The sequence below is a fragment of the Streptomyces sp. NPDC051173 genome (assembly GCF_040689515.1).
Classification (GTDB): Bacteria; Actinomycetota; Actinomycetes; order Streptomycetales; family Streptomycetaceae; genus Streptomyces.
Genome location: NZ_JBFBBD010000023.1, coordinates 1 through 16129, shown reverse-complemented (window position 1 = coordinate 16129; position 16129 = coordinate 1). Strand labels below are relative to the sequence as shown.

General features: G+C 72.7%; 14 protein-coding genes. 6 read left to right on the top strand and 8 right to left on the bottom strand.

The genetic code is table 11. The annotated features are described in order from the left end of the window. Positions 1-31 precede the first annotated feature (31 nt). Positions 32-1447: an MFS transporter gene (locus AB0435_RS15170; protein WP_366427186.1), complete on the top strand. Its 1416-nt coding sequence runs from the start codon at positions 32-34 to the stop codon at positions 1445-1447. 114 nt (positions 1448-1561) lie between these two features. Here the strand turns inward: AB0435_RS15170 and AB0435_RS15165 are convergent, their stop codons facing one another. Both AB0435_RS15165 and AB0435_RS15160 read right to left on the bottom strand, forming a co-directional pair. Then, a complete protein-coding gene (locus tag AB0435_RS15165; RefSeq protein WP_366003247.1) occupies positions 1562-3115 on the bottom strand; it encodes a serine hydrolase domain-containing protein in 1554 nt (517 codons plus the stop codon). 91 nt (positions 3116-3206) lie between these two features. Further along, entirely contained in the window at positions 3207-3935 is a 729-nt protein-coding gene (locus tag AB0435_RS15160) for a hypothetical protein (RefSeq protein ID WP_366427185.1), read from the bottom strand. Between the two features lie 108 nt (positions 3936-4043). Between AB0435_RS15160 and AB0435_RS15155 the strand changes: the two genes are divergently transcribed. Together AB0435_RS15155 and AB0435_RS15150 are read left to right on the top strand one after the other, a co-directional pair. After that, positions 4044-4706, top strand: coding sequence for a TetR/AcrR family transcriptional regulator (locus AB0435_RS15155; protein WP_366003249.1), 663 nt, complete (start codon positions 4044-4046; stop codon positions 4704-4706). Between the two features lie 329 nt (positions 4707-5035). Further along, complete coding sequence (locus tag AB0435_RS15150; RefSeq protein WP_366427184.1) at positions 5036-7516, top strand: glycoside hydrolase family 3 C-terminal domain-containing protein; 2481 nt, start codon at positions 5036-5038, stop codon at positions 7514-7516. A 24-nt stretch (positions 7517-7540) separates the two neighbouring features. On the opposite strand, the gene AB0435_RS15145 is transcribed toward AB0435_RS15150, so the two are convergent. After that, a complete protein-coding gene (locus tag AB0435_RS15145; RefSeq protein WP_366003251.1) occupies positions 7541-8431 on the bottom strand; it encodes an SGNH/GDSL hydrolase family protein in 891 nt (296 codons plus the stop codon). 322 nt (positions 8432-8753) lie between these two features. Here AB0435_RS15145 and AB0435_RS15140 point away from each other — a divergent pair, with 322 nt between their 5' ends. Both AB0435_RS15140 and AB0435_RS15135 read left to right on the top strand, forming a co-directional pair. Further along, positions 8754-9248: a DUF3145 domain-containing protein gene (locus AB0435_RS15140; RefSeq protein WP_361533020.1), complete on the top strand. Its 495-nt coding sequence runs from the start codon at positions 8754-8756 to the stop codon at positions 9246-9248. A gap of 65 nt (positions 9249-9313) precedes the next feature. Next, complete coding sequence (locus tag AB0435_RS15135) at positions 9314-10192, top strand: NAD(P)-dependent oxidoreductase (protein WP_366003252.1); 879 nt, start codon at positions 9314-9316, stop codon at positions 10190-10192. A 93-nt stretch (positions 10193-10285) separates the two neighbouring features. Here the strand turns inward: AB0435_RS15135 and fabF are convergent, their stop codons facing one another. From fabF to AB0435_RS15110, 5 genes are all read right to left on the bottom strand, one after another. Beyond that, on the bottom strand, positions 10286-11548 hold the full coding sequence (gene fabF / locus AB0435_RS15130; RefSeq protein WP_366003253.1) for a beta-ketoacyl-ACP synthase II: 1263 nt from the start codon (positions 11546-11548) through the stop codon (positions 10286-10288). Between the two features lie 67 nt (positions 11549-11615). Further along, on the bottom strand, positions 11616-11864 hold the full coding sequence (locus AB0435_RS15125) for an acyl carrier protein (RefSeq protein WP_366003254.1): 249 nt from the start codon (positions 11862-11864) through the stop codon (positions 11616-11618). A gap of 93 nt (positions 11865-11957) precedes the next feature. Further along, a complete protein-coding gene (locus AB0435_RS15120) occupies positions 11958-13004 on the bottom strand; it encodes a ketoacyl-ACP synthase III (protein WP_366003255.1) in 1047 nt (348 codons plus the stop codon). Then, the gene (locus AB0435_RS15115; protein ID WP_366003256.1) at positions 13001-13972 is read right to left on the bottom strand and encodes an ACP S-malonyltransferase; all 972 of its coding nucleotides are present in this window, start codon (positions 13970-13972) and stop codon (positions 13001-13003) included. The genes AB0435_RS15120 and AB0435_RS15115 overlap by 4 nt, the downstream gene beginning before the upstream one ends. 89 nt (positions 13973-14061) lie before the next feature. After that, on the bottom strand, positions 14062-15246 hold the full coding sequence (locus AB0435_RS15110) for a helix-turn-helix domain-containing protein (RefSeq protein WP_366003258.1): 1185 nt from the start codon (positions 15244-15246) through the stop codon (positions 14062-14064). A 57-nt stretch (positions 15247-15303) separates the two neighbouring features. On the opposite strand from AB0435_RS15110, the gene AB0435_RS15105 reads away from it, so the two are divergent. After that, entirely contained in the window at positions 15304-15984 is a 681-nt protein-coding gene (locus AB0435_RS15105) for a pirin family protein (protein ID WP_366427183.1), read from the top strand. Positions 15985-16129 lie beyond the last annotated feature (145 nt).

The following is a 16129-nucleotide window of genomic DNA, read 5'->3' as shown; positions in this document are numbered from 1 at the left end:
TCCGGCCGACGGAGAGACGACGGATACGTCCATGACCTCAACCCCCCGGACGGCGAAGGCGGATGCGGCCGCCCCCGCCCCGGCCCCCGCGGATCCCCGGCGCTGGCTGGTGCTGACCGTCGCGTCGGCCGCCCAGTTCCTCGCGATCCTCGACCTGTTCGCCGTCACCGTGGCCTTCCCCGCCCTGGAGAAGTCGTTCCCCACGGCCTCGCTCGCCTCCATGTCCTGGGTGCTCAACGGCTACACGATCGTGCTCGCCGCGCTCCTCGTGCCCGCCGGGCGGCTCGCGGACGAGACGAGCCGGAAGGCCAGCTTCCTTATCGGCATGGTCCTTTTCGGGCTGTCCTCGGTCGGCTGCGCCGTCGCCCCCGGCCTGACCGTGCTGGTCATCGCCCGCGTCGTGCAGGCGATCGCCGCCGCCGTCCTCGTGCCCACTTCTCTGGGGCTGGCCCTGCCGGCCTTCCCCGAGCACGAGCGCTCCACGGCCATCGGCATCTGGACGGCGGTCGCGGCCGTCGCCGCGGGCAGCGGACCGGTGCTGGGCGGCCTGCTGGTGGAGGTCGACTGGCGGTGGATCTTCATCATCAACGTCCCCGTCTGCGCCGTGGCCGTACTGGCCGGCGCGCGCCTGCTGCCCGACGTGGCCCGCAAGGCGGCACAGGGCCTGGACCTGCTCGGATCGGCGCTCATCCTCCTCGCGTCCGGCGCCCTGACGATGGCCTTCGTCGAGGCACCCGACTGGGGCTGGACCACGCCCGGCACCCTGGGCTGCTTCGCGGCCGCCGTGGTGCTGCTGCTTCTCTGCCTGCGCCACATCCGCCGCACCGCCGACCCGATCGTCAGCCCCACGCTGTTCGCGAGCCGGCTGTTCCGGGTCGGCGCCATCGGGATCTTCGTCTACTACCTGGCGTTCGCCTCGATGCTCTTCGAGGCCGCCCTCTTCCTGACCGGGCAGTGGCACTACTCGGTCCTGCGGGCGGGCCTGAGCATCGCGCCCACCCCGGTCACCGTGATGATCCTCTCCGCCCTCTCGGGAAAGATCATCCGTCGTGTCGGCGCCCGGACCTCGGCGGTGGCGGGCGGCGTGGTCTTCGCCGCGGGCTGTGTGTGGTGGCTGGCCGCGGCCGGCCCCTCGCCGCACTACGCGGCGGCCTATCTGCCGGGGGCGATCCTCGTCGGCGCGGGCAACGCCCTGATCCAGCCCGCCCTCTTCGGGGCGGCGAGCGTGCTCCCTGCCGAGCAGCTCTCGGTGGGCTCGGGCACGCTGATGATGTCCCGGCAGATCGGCTCGGCGCTGGGCGTCGCCCTGCTCACCGCGATCCTGGGCAGCTCGGCGCACCCGACGATGGACGCCTTCCGGCACGGCTGGACCTTCATGGTCGTCACCGCTCTGCTCGCCGCGGTGGCCGGCCTCCGCTACCGCGCGAACACTCCCGCCACGGCCTGAGGGCCCTCCCCGGATCCCGCCCGGTCCGCCTGCTTCCCCCGACAGGCGGACCGGGCGGTCCTCTGCCCGAAGTGGCTCCTCGAAGTGGCTCCTCGGAGTCGAAGTGGCCGCGCCTCAGCGCGACTTCGCCGTGGCCCGCACCCCGAAGTGCACGTACCGGCTGCCGTCCTCCAACGCGTAGAAGACCACCGGGATCCACCCGTCCTTCGCGCTGCGCCGCCCCGCGAAGACCGTCTTCGACGGTGTGTCCGAGACCGGTGTCAGATTCCAGACCAGAGGGTCGAACGTGCCCGCCAGACCGTCCGCCCCCTCGTACGTCAGCTGGAGGACGCCGTCGTCGGAGGGGCGGTCGGTGATGGTCATGAGGAAGCCCTCGCGCCTGTACGCGCCGGTGAACGGGGCCGTGTCCACCACCGGCGGCCGCGCGGGCGGGCCGAAGGCCGGCATGGTGACCCCGGCGAACTCGGCGGTCAGCTCGCGGCAGAGCGCCTCGAAGACCTTGGGCGCGGCGCCGCCGCCGTTGGTCAGGAGGGCGACGGCGAGGCCCTTCTCGGGGATGGCCCGCAGATAGGCGAGCTGCCCGAACGTACTGCCGTCGTGGCCGAAGCCGCGGGCGCCGTCCCACTCGAACAGGCCCCAGCCCAGGCCCCAGTGAGCGCCGAGGAACCACTGGTCGGGCATCTCGACCTCGCGGTGGAGCATGGCCGCCACGGCGGCGGGGGAGAGCACCCGCGTGCCGTCCGGCGCCGTGCCGCCGTCGATGAACAGCCGGGCGAACCGCACCACGTCGGCGGCGGTGGCGCTGATCCCGCCGTAGGGTCCGGCGGAGCGGGGCAGCATGTTCCACTGCGGGGTGGGGACGGGGTCCTCGCCGGGGTCGCCCATGTGCCCCATCGCGGCCCGGAAGCGCAGCACTTCCTCGGGCAGCGTCATCGTGCGGTCGAGTCCGAGCGGGGCGAGGAGCAGCTCCTTGAGCGCTTCGTCCCAGGTCCTGCCGGTGACGACCTCGATGATCCGGCCGAGGATGTTGTAGGCGGTGCCGGAGTACGACATGGTGGCGCCGGGCGGGTTGGTCATGCCGACGGTCCGCGCGCCCTCGACGTAGCGGGCCAGGCAGTCGTCGGCGCGGCCGGTGTCGTCGACGTAGTCGCCCTCGATGCCGCTGGTGTGGTTGAGCAGCTGGCGCGGCGTGACCGTACGGGACGCCTCCGCGTCGGCGACGGCGAAGCCGGGCAGGACGTCCGCGACGGGCGCGTCCAGGTCGAGCCTTCCGGTGTCGGCGAGCAGCACCGCGAGCGCGGCGGTGTAGCCCTTGCTGATCGAGCCGATCTGGAACACCGAGTCCGTGGTCGCCTCGACGCCGGTCCCGGTGTGCAGGATGCCGCTCGCCAGCTCGTGGATCTCCCCGTCGGCGAGCACGGCCAGGACGGCGCCCGGGATGCGGTGGGTGGCGAGCAGCTCGTCGAGCCGGGCCTGCCAGTGGCGGGCGTCGAAGCCCACGGGGCCGGCCACGCCCAGGGCGCGGTTCACGACGCGGTCGACCTCACGGTTGGTCCGGTCCATGAGCTTCGCCACCTCCTCGTCGACGAGCCTCGACACCTCCCGGTACACGTTCTTCACCTCCTCGTCCACGACCCTCGACACTTCCTGGTACACGTTCTCGGGCATGACGTCTCCCCCCAGAGGTGACTCGGTGCTGAATTCGGTTTGATGGATTCGGTGCTGGACCCGGTGCTGGATTCGGTGCCGCGGCCGGTGCTCAGCCGGCCTGGCGCGGCCGCCTGCCGACGAGCCCGGCCAGGGAGGCCATGGTCGTCCGCGGGGGCTGCCGGAGGTCGCGGTCGGGGTGGATCAGGCGGCCGCACAGGGAGCGGACGATGAGGCCGAGGACGAAGCCGTACGCGGTCACCATGCCGTGCCCGTTCTCCTGGGCGAACCACATGCCCAGGCCGAGCACGGGCGCGCCGATGGCGAGCAGCGTGTTCTTGCGCTCGCCGCCGCGCAGCAGGAGGGCCGCGGACAGCGTCGCGGCGAGGAAGTACGTCGCTCCCGAACTCCCGGCGAAGTTGCGGGGGTCGGTGCTGCCGCCGGTCTGCCCGAAGAGCGCGTCGATGTGCTCCGGCAGGAGGATGCCGGCGGCGAACAGGCCTACCGTCAGCGGGCCGCCCCAGAACCACTCCGCGAGGGCGGCGATGACGGCGAGGGTGGCGATGTTCCAGGCCCCGCCGAGGAGGCCGCCGTTCTGCATGAAGACCGAGGTGACGACGCGCCACCAGCCGGACCTGGCCGGGTCGCTGTCGAAGGTGTCCATCGCGCCCGACCAGCAGAGCTGGGTGACGACCCCGGCGAGCGCGATCCCGGTCAGCCCGACCGCGGTCCAGGGGATCCGGCGCCGGGCCACGGTGTCCTGCCCGACGAGGGCCAGACCTCCGTTGAGCATCAGAACCATCAGTGCCGCCGTGGTCACGTTGAACAGCAGTGCGCCCATCGCCACCAGCCCCCCTCGAACTCCGTGTGGATTGTGCTGGACACGACAGTAGCCGGGTCCACGGCAAGATTCAAACACTGTTTGAAAATTGCCGCTAGGGTGGCTCCCATGAAGCTGACCGCAGACCGGATCATCGACGCGGGCATGGCCGTGTTCGCCGAGTCCGGCTACCACGGGTTGTCCATGCGCCAGGTGGCGGAGCGCCTCGGCGCACACGCCGGAAGCCTCTACTACCACGTGCCCAGCAAGAGCGCGCTGCTCCGGCTGATGGCGGACCGGGTGGCCCGGCAGGCCTACGACGCGGGCAGCGCAGCGCTCGACGCACTGCCCGCACAGGCCGACTGGAAGGCCCGGGTCGAGGCCCAGGCGGTCACCCTCCGCCAGGGCCTCCGCCGGCACACGGGCGGCGCGATCATGTTCGCCGACAGCCCGAAGGTGCTCAGCGCCGGAGCGCTCTCACTGATGGAACGGCTGCTGCGCACGCTGGCCGACGCGGGCGTCCCCGGCGAACACCTCATCGTCGCGGCCGACACCCTGCTCAGCCACACCACCGGCTACGTCCTCCAGGAACAGAGCGATTCCCCCGCCACCGCCGTCACCCCGGAGGACGCGGCCGCCCTCCAGGAGCGCTTCCCCCTGACCGTGACCGCGGCGGCCGCCTACGACCAGGAGGAGAAGTTCACCCGCAGCGTACGCATGCTGTGCGCGGGCATCGAGACGCTGATCGCCCAGCCCGACGTCAGCCGGACGAGCCCCGCCGCAAGCGCCTGAGCGTCAGCCCCGCCAGCACCGCCACCGCGATCGGTACCGACACCAGCGTTTCCCACGGGATCAGTCCGGCCGTGGCCAGCACGCACAGGAAAGGGGCCGTCAGGAGGACGGGGGGAGGTGGCTGGGGGAGATCGAGGACACCGCCGCGCAGCGGTGGTGCGCACGACAATCACCCGCACCCGACCACAAGATCCGCCAGACAAGCCCCGGTGGAGGTGATATCGCATCCTCACGCGACGTGAGGTTCAAGCGCGGGGCTGGAGCCCGGCCGCTTCCTGGGTGACCCTGGATCCTCCGGTACCGTCCCGCCACGCGCCGCAGGAGGACCCGTGTCCGACGAACGTGACCGTGAGCTCGCCGTGGACGCCGCGCTCCGCGCGCTCGGGCTCGACGACAAGGCCCGGCTGCTCGCCGGGGACGGGATGTGGACGCTCCCCGCGCTGCCGGGCATCGGCCTGCGCGCGCTCGTCATGTCGGACGGGCCGGTCGGGGTGCGCGGCGTGCGGTGGAGCGCCGCGGATCCCTCGCTCGCGCTGCCCAGCCCCACCGCGCTCGCCGCCACCTGGGATCCCGGGCTCGCCCGCCGCGCGGGACGCGTGCTCGCGCAGGAGGCGCGGCGCAAGGGCGTGCACCTGCTTCTCGCGCCCACCGTCAACCTGCACCGGTCACCGCTCGGCGGGCGGCACTTCGAGGCGTACAGCGAGGACCCCTGCCTGACGGCGGCGATCGGCACCGGCTACGTCCGGGGCGTGCAGGACGGCGGTGTCGGCGCGACGCTGAAGCACTTCGTCGCCAACGACGCCGAGACCGAGCGCTTCACCGTCGACAACCGCGTCCCCGAACGCGCCCTGCGCGAGCTCTACCTGGCCCCCTTCGAGGCCATCGTCGAACGCGCCCGGCCCTGGGCCGTCATGGCCGCCTACAACCAGGTCAACGGCGTCACCATGACCGAACACCACCACCTCCAGAACGAAGTGCTGCGCGGGGAATGGGGCTTCGACGGCTGCACGGTCTCCGACTGGCTCGCCGCCCGCGACACCGTCGGGGCGATCCGCGGCGGCCTGGACATCGCCATGCCCGGACCGCGCACGGTCTACGGCCCCGCGCTGGCGGCGGCCGTGCGGGCGGGCGAGGTGCCGGAGGCGCTCGTGGACGCCGCCGCGCGCCGGGTGCTGCTGCTCGCGGCGCGCGCCGGTGTGCTCGACGGGGCACCGGCCGCCGTCACCCGGCCACCCGCGCCCCTCGACGGCGAGGCCCTCGCCCGGGAGATCGCGCGCGGCTCCTTCGTCCTCGTACGCAACGAGGCCGTGGGCAAGAGCCCCACGGAACGCGCCCTCCCCATCGACCCTGCCCGCACCCGCCGTCTCGCCCTCCTCGGTGGCGCCGCCCGGGACGCCCGGATCCTCGGCGGCGGTTCGGCGCAGGTCTGCCCCGCCCACGTCGTGTCGCCCCTCGACGGGCTGCGGGCCGCGCTCCCGGACGGCGTCCTCGCCTACGCCGTGGGCGCCGAGCCCGACGCCGAACTCGCGGTCGCGGGGGAGGGGTTCCGCCTCGCCGCCGTCTGCCGGGACGCCGCCGGCCGGGTCCTCGGGCGCGAGGAGATGGCGGACGGCGCCGTGCGGTGGGCCGGCGGTCTGCCGGACGGCGTGACGTACGCGGCCCTGCACACCGTCGAGGCCACCGGCACCTTCACCCCGCGCGCGAGCGGCCCGCACTCCTTCGGCACCAGGGGGACCGGCGGCTTCCGGCTCACCGTGGACGGGCGGGTCCTCTTCGACGGCACCGAGGCGGCGGGCCCGGACGCCGACCCCTTCGAGGCGTTCCTGGGCGCGCCCGTCACGCGGGGCGAGGTGTCCCTGGAGGAGGGGAAGCCGGTCGGCGTCAGCCTCGCGTACACCGTGACAAAACCCGCGAACGCCCCCATAGAGGCTGTGGCGTTCTCCCTCCTGCACCGCGAACCCCGGCGCGATCCGGACGCGTTGCTGGACGAGGCCGTGGCCGTCGCGGCGGGGGCCGACGCCGCGGTCGTGGTCGTCGCGACGACCGAGCGCGTCGAGAGCGAGGGCTTCGACCGCACCACCCTCGCCCTGCCCGGCCGCCAGGACGAGCTCGTCGCCAGGGTCGCCGCCGTCAACCCCCGTACCGTCGTCGTGGTGAATTCCGGCGCCCCGGTCGAATTGCCCTGGCGGGAGGAGGTCGCCGCCGTGCTGCTCGGCTGGTTCCCCGGCCAGGAGGCGGGCGCGGCCCTCGCGGACGTGCTCCTGGGCGCCGACGAACCGGGCGGCAGGCTCCCCACCACCTGGCCGGCCCGCCTCGCGGACGCCCCGGTGACGGAAGTTGACCCACGCGAGGGTGAACTTGCTTATGAGGAAGGTGTGTTCATCGGATACCGTGCCTGGGAGAAGGCGCGGGCGGTCCCGGCTTACGCCTTTGGCCATGGCTTGGGCTACACCGACTGGTCGTACGAGGCGCTGGACATCCGGAGCGAGGGTACGGATGCCCCGGTGGCCACGGTCCGCGTGCGCAACACCGGCACGCGGTTCGGCCGGGAGGTGGTCCAGGTCTACCTCGCCGCTCCTCGGGGCGGCGGGGTGGAGCGCCCGGCCCGTCGGCTGGCCGGTTTCGCCTCGCTGGAGGCGGAGCCGGGGCGGACTGCGGAGGCGGCCATCGCCCTGGACCCCCGCGCCTTCGACGTGTGGGACGAGACCGCGGCCGCCTGGCGGCGCCTCCCCGGCACGTACACCGCCGAGGCCGGCCGCGGCATCGCCGACCGCAGACTGACCGCCCCCGTAAGGGTCGGCGCCGGCTGACCGGCCTCGCCCCTCAGGCGCGGGTCACGCCGGGGGCCGCGGTGAAGTGATCGTGCGGTACGCCATGTCAGCCAGCTGCCGCTGACCGTCCTTGCTCGGGTGGAACCAGTCCCACTTGCTCAGCGCCTCGCCCGTGAAGTCGTAGTCGTGCACCGACCCGTCGAAGCGGCAGAGCGCGTCCCGGCGGCAGACGTCCGCGAGGACCGCGTTGTACTCCCCGACCCGCTTGTCGACCTGCTCGCGGCGATCGGCCGAGGCCGCGTCCACGTTGCCCGCGTCGCGCAGCATCGAGGGGCAGATGCCCAGGTTCCACACCGTCTTCGCATAGCCGTTGCCCCGCCCCTGGGACCACAGCCGCTTCAGGTCCGGGATGGCGGCGACGTACAGCTGGGACGTGGGCAGGGCGGTGCGCAGCTCCTTGACCGACCGTTCGAGGTCCGTACGGAAGGTGTCCACCGGCGTCATCTCGCCGACGTCGGCGCGGCACGCGTCGTTGGCGCCGAGCAGCACGGTGACCAGCTGCGGTCTGTTCGCCACGGCGGCCCGCATCTGGTCGGGGAGGTCGGACATCCGGGCGCCGGTCTTCGCGAAGTTCCAGCTGCTGGTCTGCGGGGAGGGCAGCAGGCGGTGGGCGAGGCTGTCGACCTGGGTGCCGGTGGCCCAGGAGACCTCGGGGCAGTCGGCGAGGAGGGAACAGGCGTCGAAGCCGCGGGTGATGGAGTCGCCGAGGGAGGCGATCGACTCGGGCCGCGTCTTCCACGCCGGGCCGGGGCTCGCGCTCGGCCGCGCCTTCGGCTTCGCGGTGGCGGAGTCGCCCTTGCCGTCGTCACAGCCGGTGACGAGCAGGGCCGCCGCGACCACGGCCGCGGCGGCCCGTACGGCCCCGCGCACCTTCCGTCCCGCGCTGTCGCGCATGGCTTCGTCCCCTCCGGCCGGGTGATATCGGTACGGGTCCGACGGTACGTCACCGGAGGAGTGCCACCGCACGGTAGCTTTTCCCCGGGGGAGGCCGGGCGAGGCCCGGCAGGGTTCGCACTCAGGTATCGCCGCTAGGGCAACACGTCATATCCTGTCCCTTTTCAGGAGAATTGCTCCCGATGGTGTTTACTGTTGGTAACCTCGTGAGCTGGTGCGGGAGTGGCCTGTGGGGCAGAATGTGTGCTGCTGTCCCTGGCGGGACCGGTACAGGTGCGAGGCCGCTGGGGAAGGCGAACCTCGAACCGCACTGGAGGTCCCGGTGACGACACGTGGAGTTCTCTACGTGCACTCCGCGCCGCGCGCGCTGTGCCCGCACGTCGAATGGGCCGTCGCGGGCGTGCTCGGTGTCCGCGTCACGCTCGACTGGATCCGACAACCCGCCTCACCCGGCACCTGGCGTGCGGAATTCTCCTGGCAGGGGCAGGTCGGCACCGCCTCCAAGCTCGCCTCCGCGCTGCGCGGCTGGCACCTGCTGCGCTTCGAGGTGACCGCCGAGCCGTGCGCGACCGCCGAGGGCGAGCGCTACAGCTCCACGCCCGAACTGGGCATCTTCCACGCGGTCACCGGCATCCACGGTGACATCCTCATCCCCGAGGACCGGCTGCGGGCGGCGCTCGCGCGCGCCGCCCGGGACGAGAGCAACCTCGCCGCCGAGGTTGCCAAGCTCCTGGGCAAGCCGTGGGACGACGAACTGGAGCCGTTCCGCTACGCCGGCGAGGGCGCGCCGGTCAGATGGCTGCACCAAGTGGTCTGACCAGGGCCCGGACGCCGGCGACGCGCTCTTGCGGTGGAGCCCGCTCCAAGGGCTAGCGTCACCGCATGCCCGAAACGACCTCAGTCACCCTCCTCGGCACGGGAATCATGGGCGCGGCCATGGCCCGCAACCTCGCCCGCGCCGGTCTCGACGTACGCGCCTGGAACCGCAGCAGGGAGAAGGCCGAACCGCTCGCCGCCGACGGAGTGCGCGTCGCGGACAGCCCCGCCGACGCCGTGCGCGGCGCCGGCGTCGTCCTGACCATGCTCCACGACGGGCCCGCCGCCCTGGAGGTGATGCGGGCCGCGGCACCCGGCCTGGAACCGGGCACCGTGTGGGCCCAGTCCACCACCGCGGGGCTCGACGGCTTCGAGGCACTCACCGGCTTCGCGGCGGAACACGGCCTGGTCTTCGTCGACGCCCCTGTCCTGGGCACCAAACAGCCCGCCGAGGCCGGGCAGCTGACGGTCCTGGCCGCCGGGCCCGCGCAGGCCCGTACGGTCCTCGCGCCCGTCTTCGACGCCATCGGCAGCCGCACGGTCTGGGCGGGCGACGACGCTCCGGCCGACGCGGCCACCCGGCTCAAGCTCGTCATCAACAGCTGGGTGCTCGCCGTCACCCACGGCACCGCGGAGGCGCTCGCCCTGGCCGAGGGGCTCGGCGTGGACCCGGCCGGCTTCCTCGGCGCCGTCGAGGGCGGCCCGCTCGACATGGGTTATCTGCGGGCCAAGGCGGCGCTGATCCTCGGGGGCGGGCTCACCCCGCCCAGCTTCGCGACCACCACGGCCGAGAAGGACGCCCGGCTGATCGTGGCCGCGGGGGAGCGGGCCGGGGTGCGGCTGGACGTGGCGGCCGCGGGCGCCGAGCGCTTCCGCCGGGCCACCGAACAGGGCCACGGCGACGAGGACATGGCGGCCTCGTACTTCGCCAGCTTCGACCGCTGACCTCCCCGCCGGGGAAAGCACGAGCGGCCCGCTCCCGGACGAACCGGGGGCGGGCCGCTCACGCGTCGTGGGCGCGGGACCAGAGGCGCGGGATCAGACCGAGCGGAGCGCGAGGACCACGTTGTGGCCGCCGAAGCCGAACGAGTTGTTGATCGCCGCGATCGGACCCTCCGGCAGCGGGCGCGGCCGGTCACGGACGATGTCCGCGTCGATGTCCTCGTCGAGGTCGTCGATGTTGATGGTCGGCGGGGCCGTCCGGTGGTGCAGGGCCAGGACGGTCGCGACCGTCTCGATGCCGCCGGCGCCGCCCAGCAGGTGGCCGGTCATCGACTTGGTGGCGGACACCGCGACGTGGTCGAGGTCGTCGCCGAGGACCTTGCGCAGGGCCTTGATCTCGGCGGCGTCACCCTGCGGGGTGGAGGTGGCGTGCGCGTTGAGGTGCACGATCTCCGAAGGCTTGAGGTCGCTGTTGTCGAGCAGGTTCTGGAGCGCGGCGGCGATGCCGCGGCCGGTCGGCTCGGGCTGCGCGATGTGGTGGCTGTCCGCGGACAGGCCCTGGCCCAGCACCTCGCAGTAGACGCGGGCACCGCGCGCGGCGGCGTGCTCGGCCGACTCCAGGATGACGACGCCCGCGCCCTCGCCGAGCACGAAGCCGTCACGGCCCTTGTCGTACGGGCGGGACGCCTTCTCCGGCTCGTCGTTGTTCTTGGACATCGCCATCATGTTGGCGAAGGCCACGATGGGCAGCGGGTGGATGGCCGCCTCGGTGCCGCCGGCGACGACCACGTCGGCACGGCCGGTGCGGATCATCTCCACGGCGTAGCCGATGGCCTCGGCGCCGGACGCGCAGGCGCTGACCGGGGTGTGCACGCCCGCCTGGGCGTTCACCTCCAGGCCGACGTTGGCGGAGGGGCCGTTGGGCATCAGCATGGGCACGGTGTGCGGGGAGACGCGGCGGACGCCCTTCTCCTTGAGCACGTCGTACTGGTCGAGGAGCGTGGTCACGCCGCCGATGCCGGAGGCGATGACCGTGCCGAGCCGCTCGGGGGCGATCGAGCTGTCCTCGCCGGCCTTGGCGGTGAAGCCCGCGTCGGCCCACGCCTCACGGGCGGCGATCAGCGCGAACTGCGCGGACCGGTCCGTCTTGCGGGTGAGCGGGCGGGGCAGGACGTCCTCGGGGTCGACGGCCGCGCGGGCCGCGATCCGGACGGGGAGGTCGGCGAAGCGCTCGCCTTCCAGGGGCTTGACCCCGGAGCGCCCGGCGAGCAGGCCCTCCCAGGTCGATGCGCTGTCGCCACCCAGCGGTGTGGTTGCGCCGATACCGGTGACGACCACGGTGCGATTGGTCGGGTTCACAGGGATTCTGTCTCCACGTGTAGAGGTGCTGGAACCGCCACCACTGGGGTGGCGACGAACGCTTGGATCAGGCCTGGTGCTTCAGGATGTAGTCGGCAGCGTCACCGACGGTCTTGAGGTTCTTGACGTCCTCGTCCGGAATCTTGACGTCGAAGCGCTCCTCGGCGGCCACGACGACCTCGACCATGGACAGCGAGTCGACGTCCAGGTCGTCGGTGAAGGACTTGTCCAGCTGGACGTCCTCGGTGGGGATGCCGGCGATCTCGTTGACGATCTCGGCGAGACCCTCGAGGATCTGCTCCTGGGTGTGAGCCATTGCGGCGCTCCTTCTATGTGCGGTGTAACTGCTGCGTTATGGAAATCTGCTGATGCGGGAGGGGCCGTACGGCGGGGCCGCGCGGATTCTCGCCTAGGGGAGGGTAACGACCGTGGCGGCGTAGACGAGACCCGCCCCGAAACCGATGACGAGCGCGGTGTCCCCGCTCTTCGCCTGCCCCGTGGCCAGGAGCCGCTCCATGGCCAGCGGGATGGAGGCCGCGGAGGTGTTGCCCGTGGTCTCCACGTCACGGGCGACCGTGACGCTCTCCGGCAGTTTGAGGGTCTTCACCATCGAGTCGATGATCCGCATGTTGGCCTGGTGCGGGATGAAGACGTCCAGGTCCTCCGGGCTGATCCCGGCGTCGTCCAGCGCCTGCTGGGCGACCTTCGCCATCTCGAAGACGGCCCAGCGGAAGACCGCCTGGCCCTCCTGGGTGATGGCGGGGAAACGGATCTCCTCCAGGGCCTGGCGGGCCTCGTCGCGGTCGCCGCCGGGGACGGGCGTGGTGCGGTACTCGTCCCAGCCGACGGTCTGCTTGATCGTGTGCGACTTGTCGCCCTCCGAACCCCAGACCGTGGGGCCGATCGCCGGCTCCTGGGAGGGGCCCACGATCACGGCACCGGCGCCGTCACCGAACAGGAAGGCCGTCGCGCGGTCCTCCAGATCCGTGAGGTCCGACAGCCGCTCGACGCCGATGACCAGGACGTATTCGGCCGAGCCCTCGACGACGAGGCCCTTGGCCAGCGTGAGGCCGTAGCCGAAGCCGGCACAGCCCGCGGAGATGTCGAAGGCGGCGGGCCTGCCCGCGCCGACCTTGTGCGCGATGTCGGTGGCGATCGCCGGGGTCTGCTTGAAGTGCGAGACGGTGGAGACGATCACGCCACCGATCTGCTCGGGGCTGATGCCCGCGGCGGCGATGGCCTTGCCGGCCGCCTCGACCGACATCGCGGACACCGTCTCCTCGGGGCCCGCCCAGTGCCGGGTGGCGATGCCCGAACGGGAGCGGATCCACTCGTCCGAGGAGTCGATGTACTTGAGGATCTCCTCGTTCGGAACCACCCGCGTCGGGCGGTAGCCGCCCACGCCGAGGATGCGCGCGTAGGGGGCGCCCTTGCTGGGCCTGATCTTCGCGGTCATGCTCTCGGGGCTCCTTGTTCGGCCGGGGTCGCGGCGTCGGCGGCGTACTCGGCGATCAGCTCGCGCGCCGCGTCCAGGTTGTCCGGGGACTTGAGCGCGAGGGTCCGGACGCCGGGCAGCGCCCGCTTCGCGAGGCCCACCAGGGTGCCACCGGGCGCGAGCTCGACGATCGCGGTGACGCCGAGCTCCTTGAAGGTCTCCATGCACAGGTCCCAGCGCACCGGGTTGGCCACCTGGCCGACCAGGCGCCGCACGACCTCGGAGCCCGAGGTGACGACCTGGCCGTCCTTGTTGGACACGTACCGCGTGTGCGGGTCGGCGGGGTCGAGCTCCGTCACCGCGGCCTCCAGGGCCGCGACGGCCGGGGCCATGTGCTGCGTGTGGAAGGCGCCGGCGACCTTCAGCGCGACGACCTTGCGCGTGCCCTCCGGCTTGTCCTCGGCGAGCGCGGCGAGCTGCTCCGCGGTGCCGGCGGCGACGATCTGGCCCGCGCCGTTGACGTTGGCGGGCGTCAGCCCGAGCTTCTCCAGGTGCGGCAGGACGACATCGGCGTCCCCGCCCAGCAGGGCGGCCATGCCGGTCTCGGTCACGGCGGCGGCCTCGGCCATCGCGAGACCGCGCTTGCGTACGAGCTCCAGCGCGGCCCGCTCGGGGAGGACCCCGGTCAGGGCGGCGGCGGCGAGCTCACCGACGCTGTGGCCCGCGGTGGCGCCCACCAGGCGGGTGAAGTCCTCGGCCGTCGGGAACAGCTGCCGGGCCGAGACCAGCGCGGAGGCGACCAGCAGCGGCTGGGCCACGGCGGTGTCACGGATCTCGTCCGCGTCGGCGTTCGTGCCGTAGTGGACCAGGTCCAGGTCGATGGCGGCCGACCACTCACGGAGTCGGTCTTCGACACCGGGGAGGTCGAGCCAGGGGGTCAGGAAGCCGGGCGTCTGAGCGCCCTGGCCGGGGGCGACGAGTACGAGCACCCTCACACTCTCTCTCGTGGACGGCCCTGGCCACCGGTGGGGACAGGGACCAAGAACCGTCAGGGGAATTGTTGATGTCCAACAAAAGCCTAGAGCTGGGACTCCGCGTCTGCCAGGCGCCCCAGGATCAGCGCGACTCGCAGGGTGAAGGCCGAACGAACATCGGAGGGTGACCATCCGGTGACGTCCGTCACACGTCGGAGGCGGTATCTCACGGTGTTCGGGTGGACGAACAGCATCCGTGCCGCGCCCTCCAGGCTACTTGCCTGCTCCAGATAGACGCTGAGGGTCTCCAGCAGGGCCGAGCCCGCTTCCTCCAGCGGTCTGTAGATCTCCTCCACCAACTGCTCACGCGCGGTAGCGTCCCCGGCCATCGCGCGCTCCGGGAGGAGATCGTCGGCGAGTACGGGCCGGGGGGCGTCCGGCCAGGCGGCGCACGCCTTCAGCCCCGCCGCCGCGGCCTGCGCGGAGCGGGTGGCCGCCAGCAGGTCCGGCACCACGGGGCCGGCCACCACAGGGCCCGCCGCGAACGGCCCGATCAGGGCCTTCGCCGCCTGCAGCGGGTTGTCCGAGCCGCCCGCGATCACCACCAGCCGGTCGCCGAGCACCCCCGTCAGCACCTGGAGCTTCGCGTGCCGCGACGCCCGCCGGATCGCCTCGACCGTCAGCTCGCTGTCCCCGTCGGGCGCCGTCCCCAGCACCACCGCCACGTGCGAGGGCGAATTCCAGCCGAGGGCGGCGGCCCGGGACAGGGCGCCCTCGTCGGCCTCGCCCGAGAGCACCGCGTTGACGACCAGCGACTCCAGCCGGGCGTCCCACGCGCCGCGCGCTTCCGCGGCCTGTGCGTACACCTGAGCGGTGGCGAAGGCGATCTCCCGCGCGTAGACGAGCAGGGCCTCGCGCAGCACCGACTCGTCACCCGGCGCGGCCACCTCGTCGATCGCCGACTCCATGACCTCGATGGTCGTGCGGACCATCTCCACGGTCTGGCGCAAAGTGATCGCCCGCGTCAGCTCGCGCGGGGCCGTGCCGAAGACGTCCGTGCTGATGGCCTGCGGCGTCTCGGGATGCCGGAACCACTCGGTGAAGGCCGCGATGCCGGCCTGCGCGACCAGGCCGATCCAGGAGCGGTTCTCCGGGGGCATCGCCCGGTACCACGGCAGCTGGGCATCCATCCGCGCGATGGCGGCGGCGGCCAGGGTGCCGGACGACTTCTCCAGACGGCGGAGGGTGGCGCTGTGGGAATGCGGGGTGTTAGCGGCGGGTTCAGGCACGGGGACAAGCCTGCCTTATTCGGGTGCGGAGCGGGGTCGCCGGGCTACGGTAGCCCGATGACGCATGTGCGACGCGCCGTACAACGCGCAGGTGAACGCTTCCGCGGCGGCGATCCGGAGGCCGGGATCGAGACCTGGCACGCGTTCTCCTTCTCCGGCTTCTACGACCCAGACAACGTCCGGTTCGGGCCCCTGGCCGCCTGCAACGAGGAGCACCTCGCGCCCGGCGCGGGCTTCGCCGCGCACCCGCACCGCGATGTCGAGATCGTGACCTGGGTCGTCGAGGGCGAACTCACCCACGAGGACTCCACCGGCCACCGCACGGTCGTCCGTCCCGGCGACCTCCAGCGCTTCGGCGCGGGCTCCGGCGCCCGCCACTCCGAACGGAACGAGGGCCCGGCCCCCCTGCGCTTCGTACAGATGTGGCTCACCCCGTCGGAGGCCGACGAGGAACCGTCCTACGAGCTGCTGCCCCAGGTCCCCGACGGGGCGTACCCCCTGGCGGGGACGGAGGCGGTGCTGCACGTGCGGCGGCTGGGCGCCGGCGAGCGGGCCGTCCTGCCGGACGGGCAGTGGCTGTACGTGCATGTTGTGCGGGGGAGTGTGCGAGTGGATGGGGACGTGGTGTCGGAGGGCGACGCGATGCGCCTGTTCGAGGCGGTGGGGGTGACGGCGGAGGCGGTGGGCTCGGCGGAGTTGCTCATCTGGGCGATGCACGCGGAGCCGCACTTCGGCTGACGGGGGTCTTTCCCCTACCCGCCCCTTCCCGAAACCGGGGAGACCCCGGACCCCCAGCAACACGCTTCGCGCGTTGTCCTCAAACGCCGGACGGGCTGGATGGTGCGGACCGATGCCCCCCCCCCCCGGCGGACCCGGGGAAACA

Excerpts from the sequence above, each read along its gene's own strand:
- AB0435_RS15170 (WP_366427186.1), top strand. The coding sequence starts at position 32 with ATGACCTCAACCCCCCGGACGGCGAAGGCGGATGCGGCCGCCCCCGCC.
- AB0435_RS15165 (WP_366003247.1), bottom strand. The coding sequence starts at position 3,115 with ATGCCCGAGAACGTGTACCAGGAAGTGTCGAGGGTCGTGGACGAGGAG.
- AB0435_RS15160 (WP_366427185.1), bottom strand. The coding sequence starts at position 3,935 with ATGGGCGCACTGCTGTTCAACGTGACCACGGCGGCACTGATGGTTCTG.
- AB0435_RS15155 (WP_366003249.1), top strand. The coding sequence starts at position 4,044 with ATGAAGCTGACCGCAGACCGGATCATCGACGCGGGCATGGCCGTGTTC.
- AB0435_RS15145 (WP_366003251.1), bottom strand. The coding sequence starts at position 8,431 with ATGCGCGACAGCGCGGGACGGAAGGTGCGCGGGGCCGTACGGGCCGCC.
- AB0435_RS15135 (WP_366003252.1), top strand. The coding sequence starts at position 9,314 with ATGCCCGAAACGACCTCAGTCACCCTCCTCGGCACGGGAATCATGGGC.
- AB0435_RS15125 (WP_366003254.1), bottom strand. The coding sequence starts at position 11,864 with ATGGCTCACACCCAGGAGCAGATCCTCGAGGGTCTCGCCGAGATCGTC.
- AB0435_RS15120 (WP_366003255.1), bottom strand. The coding sequence starts at position 13,004 with ATGACCGCGAAGATCAGGCCCAGCAAGGGCGCCCCCTACGCGCGCATC.
- AB0435_RS15105 (WP_366427183.1), top strand. The coding sequence starts at position 15,304 with ATGACGCATGTGCGACGCGCCGTACAACGCGCAGGTGAACGCTTCCGC.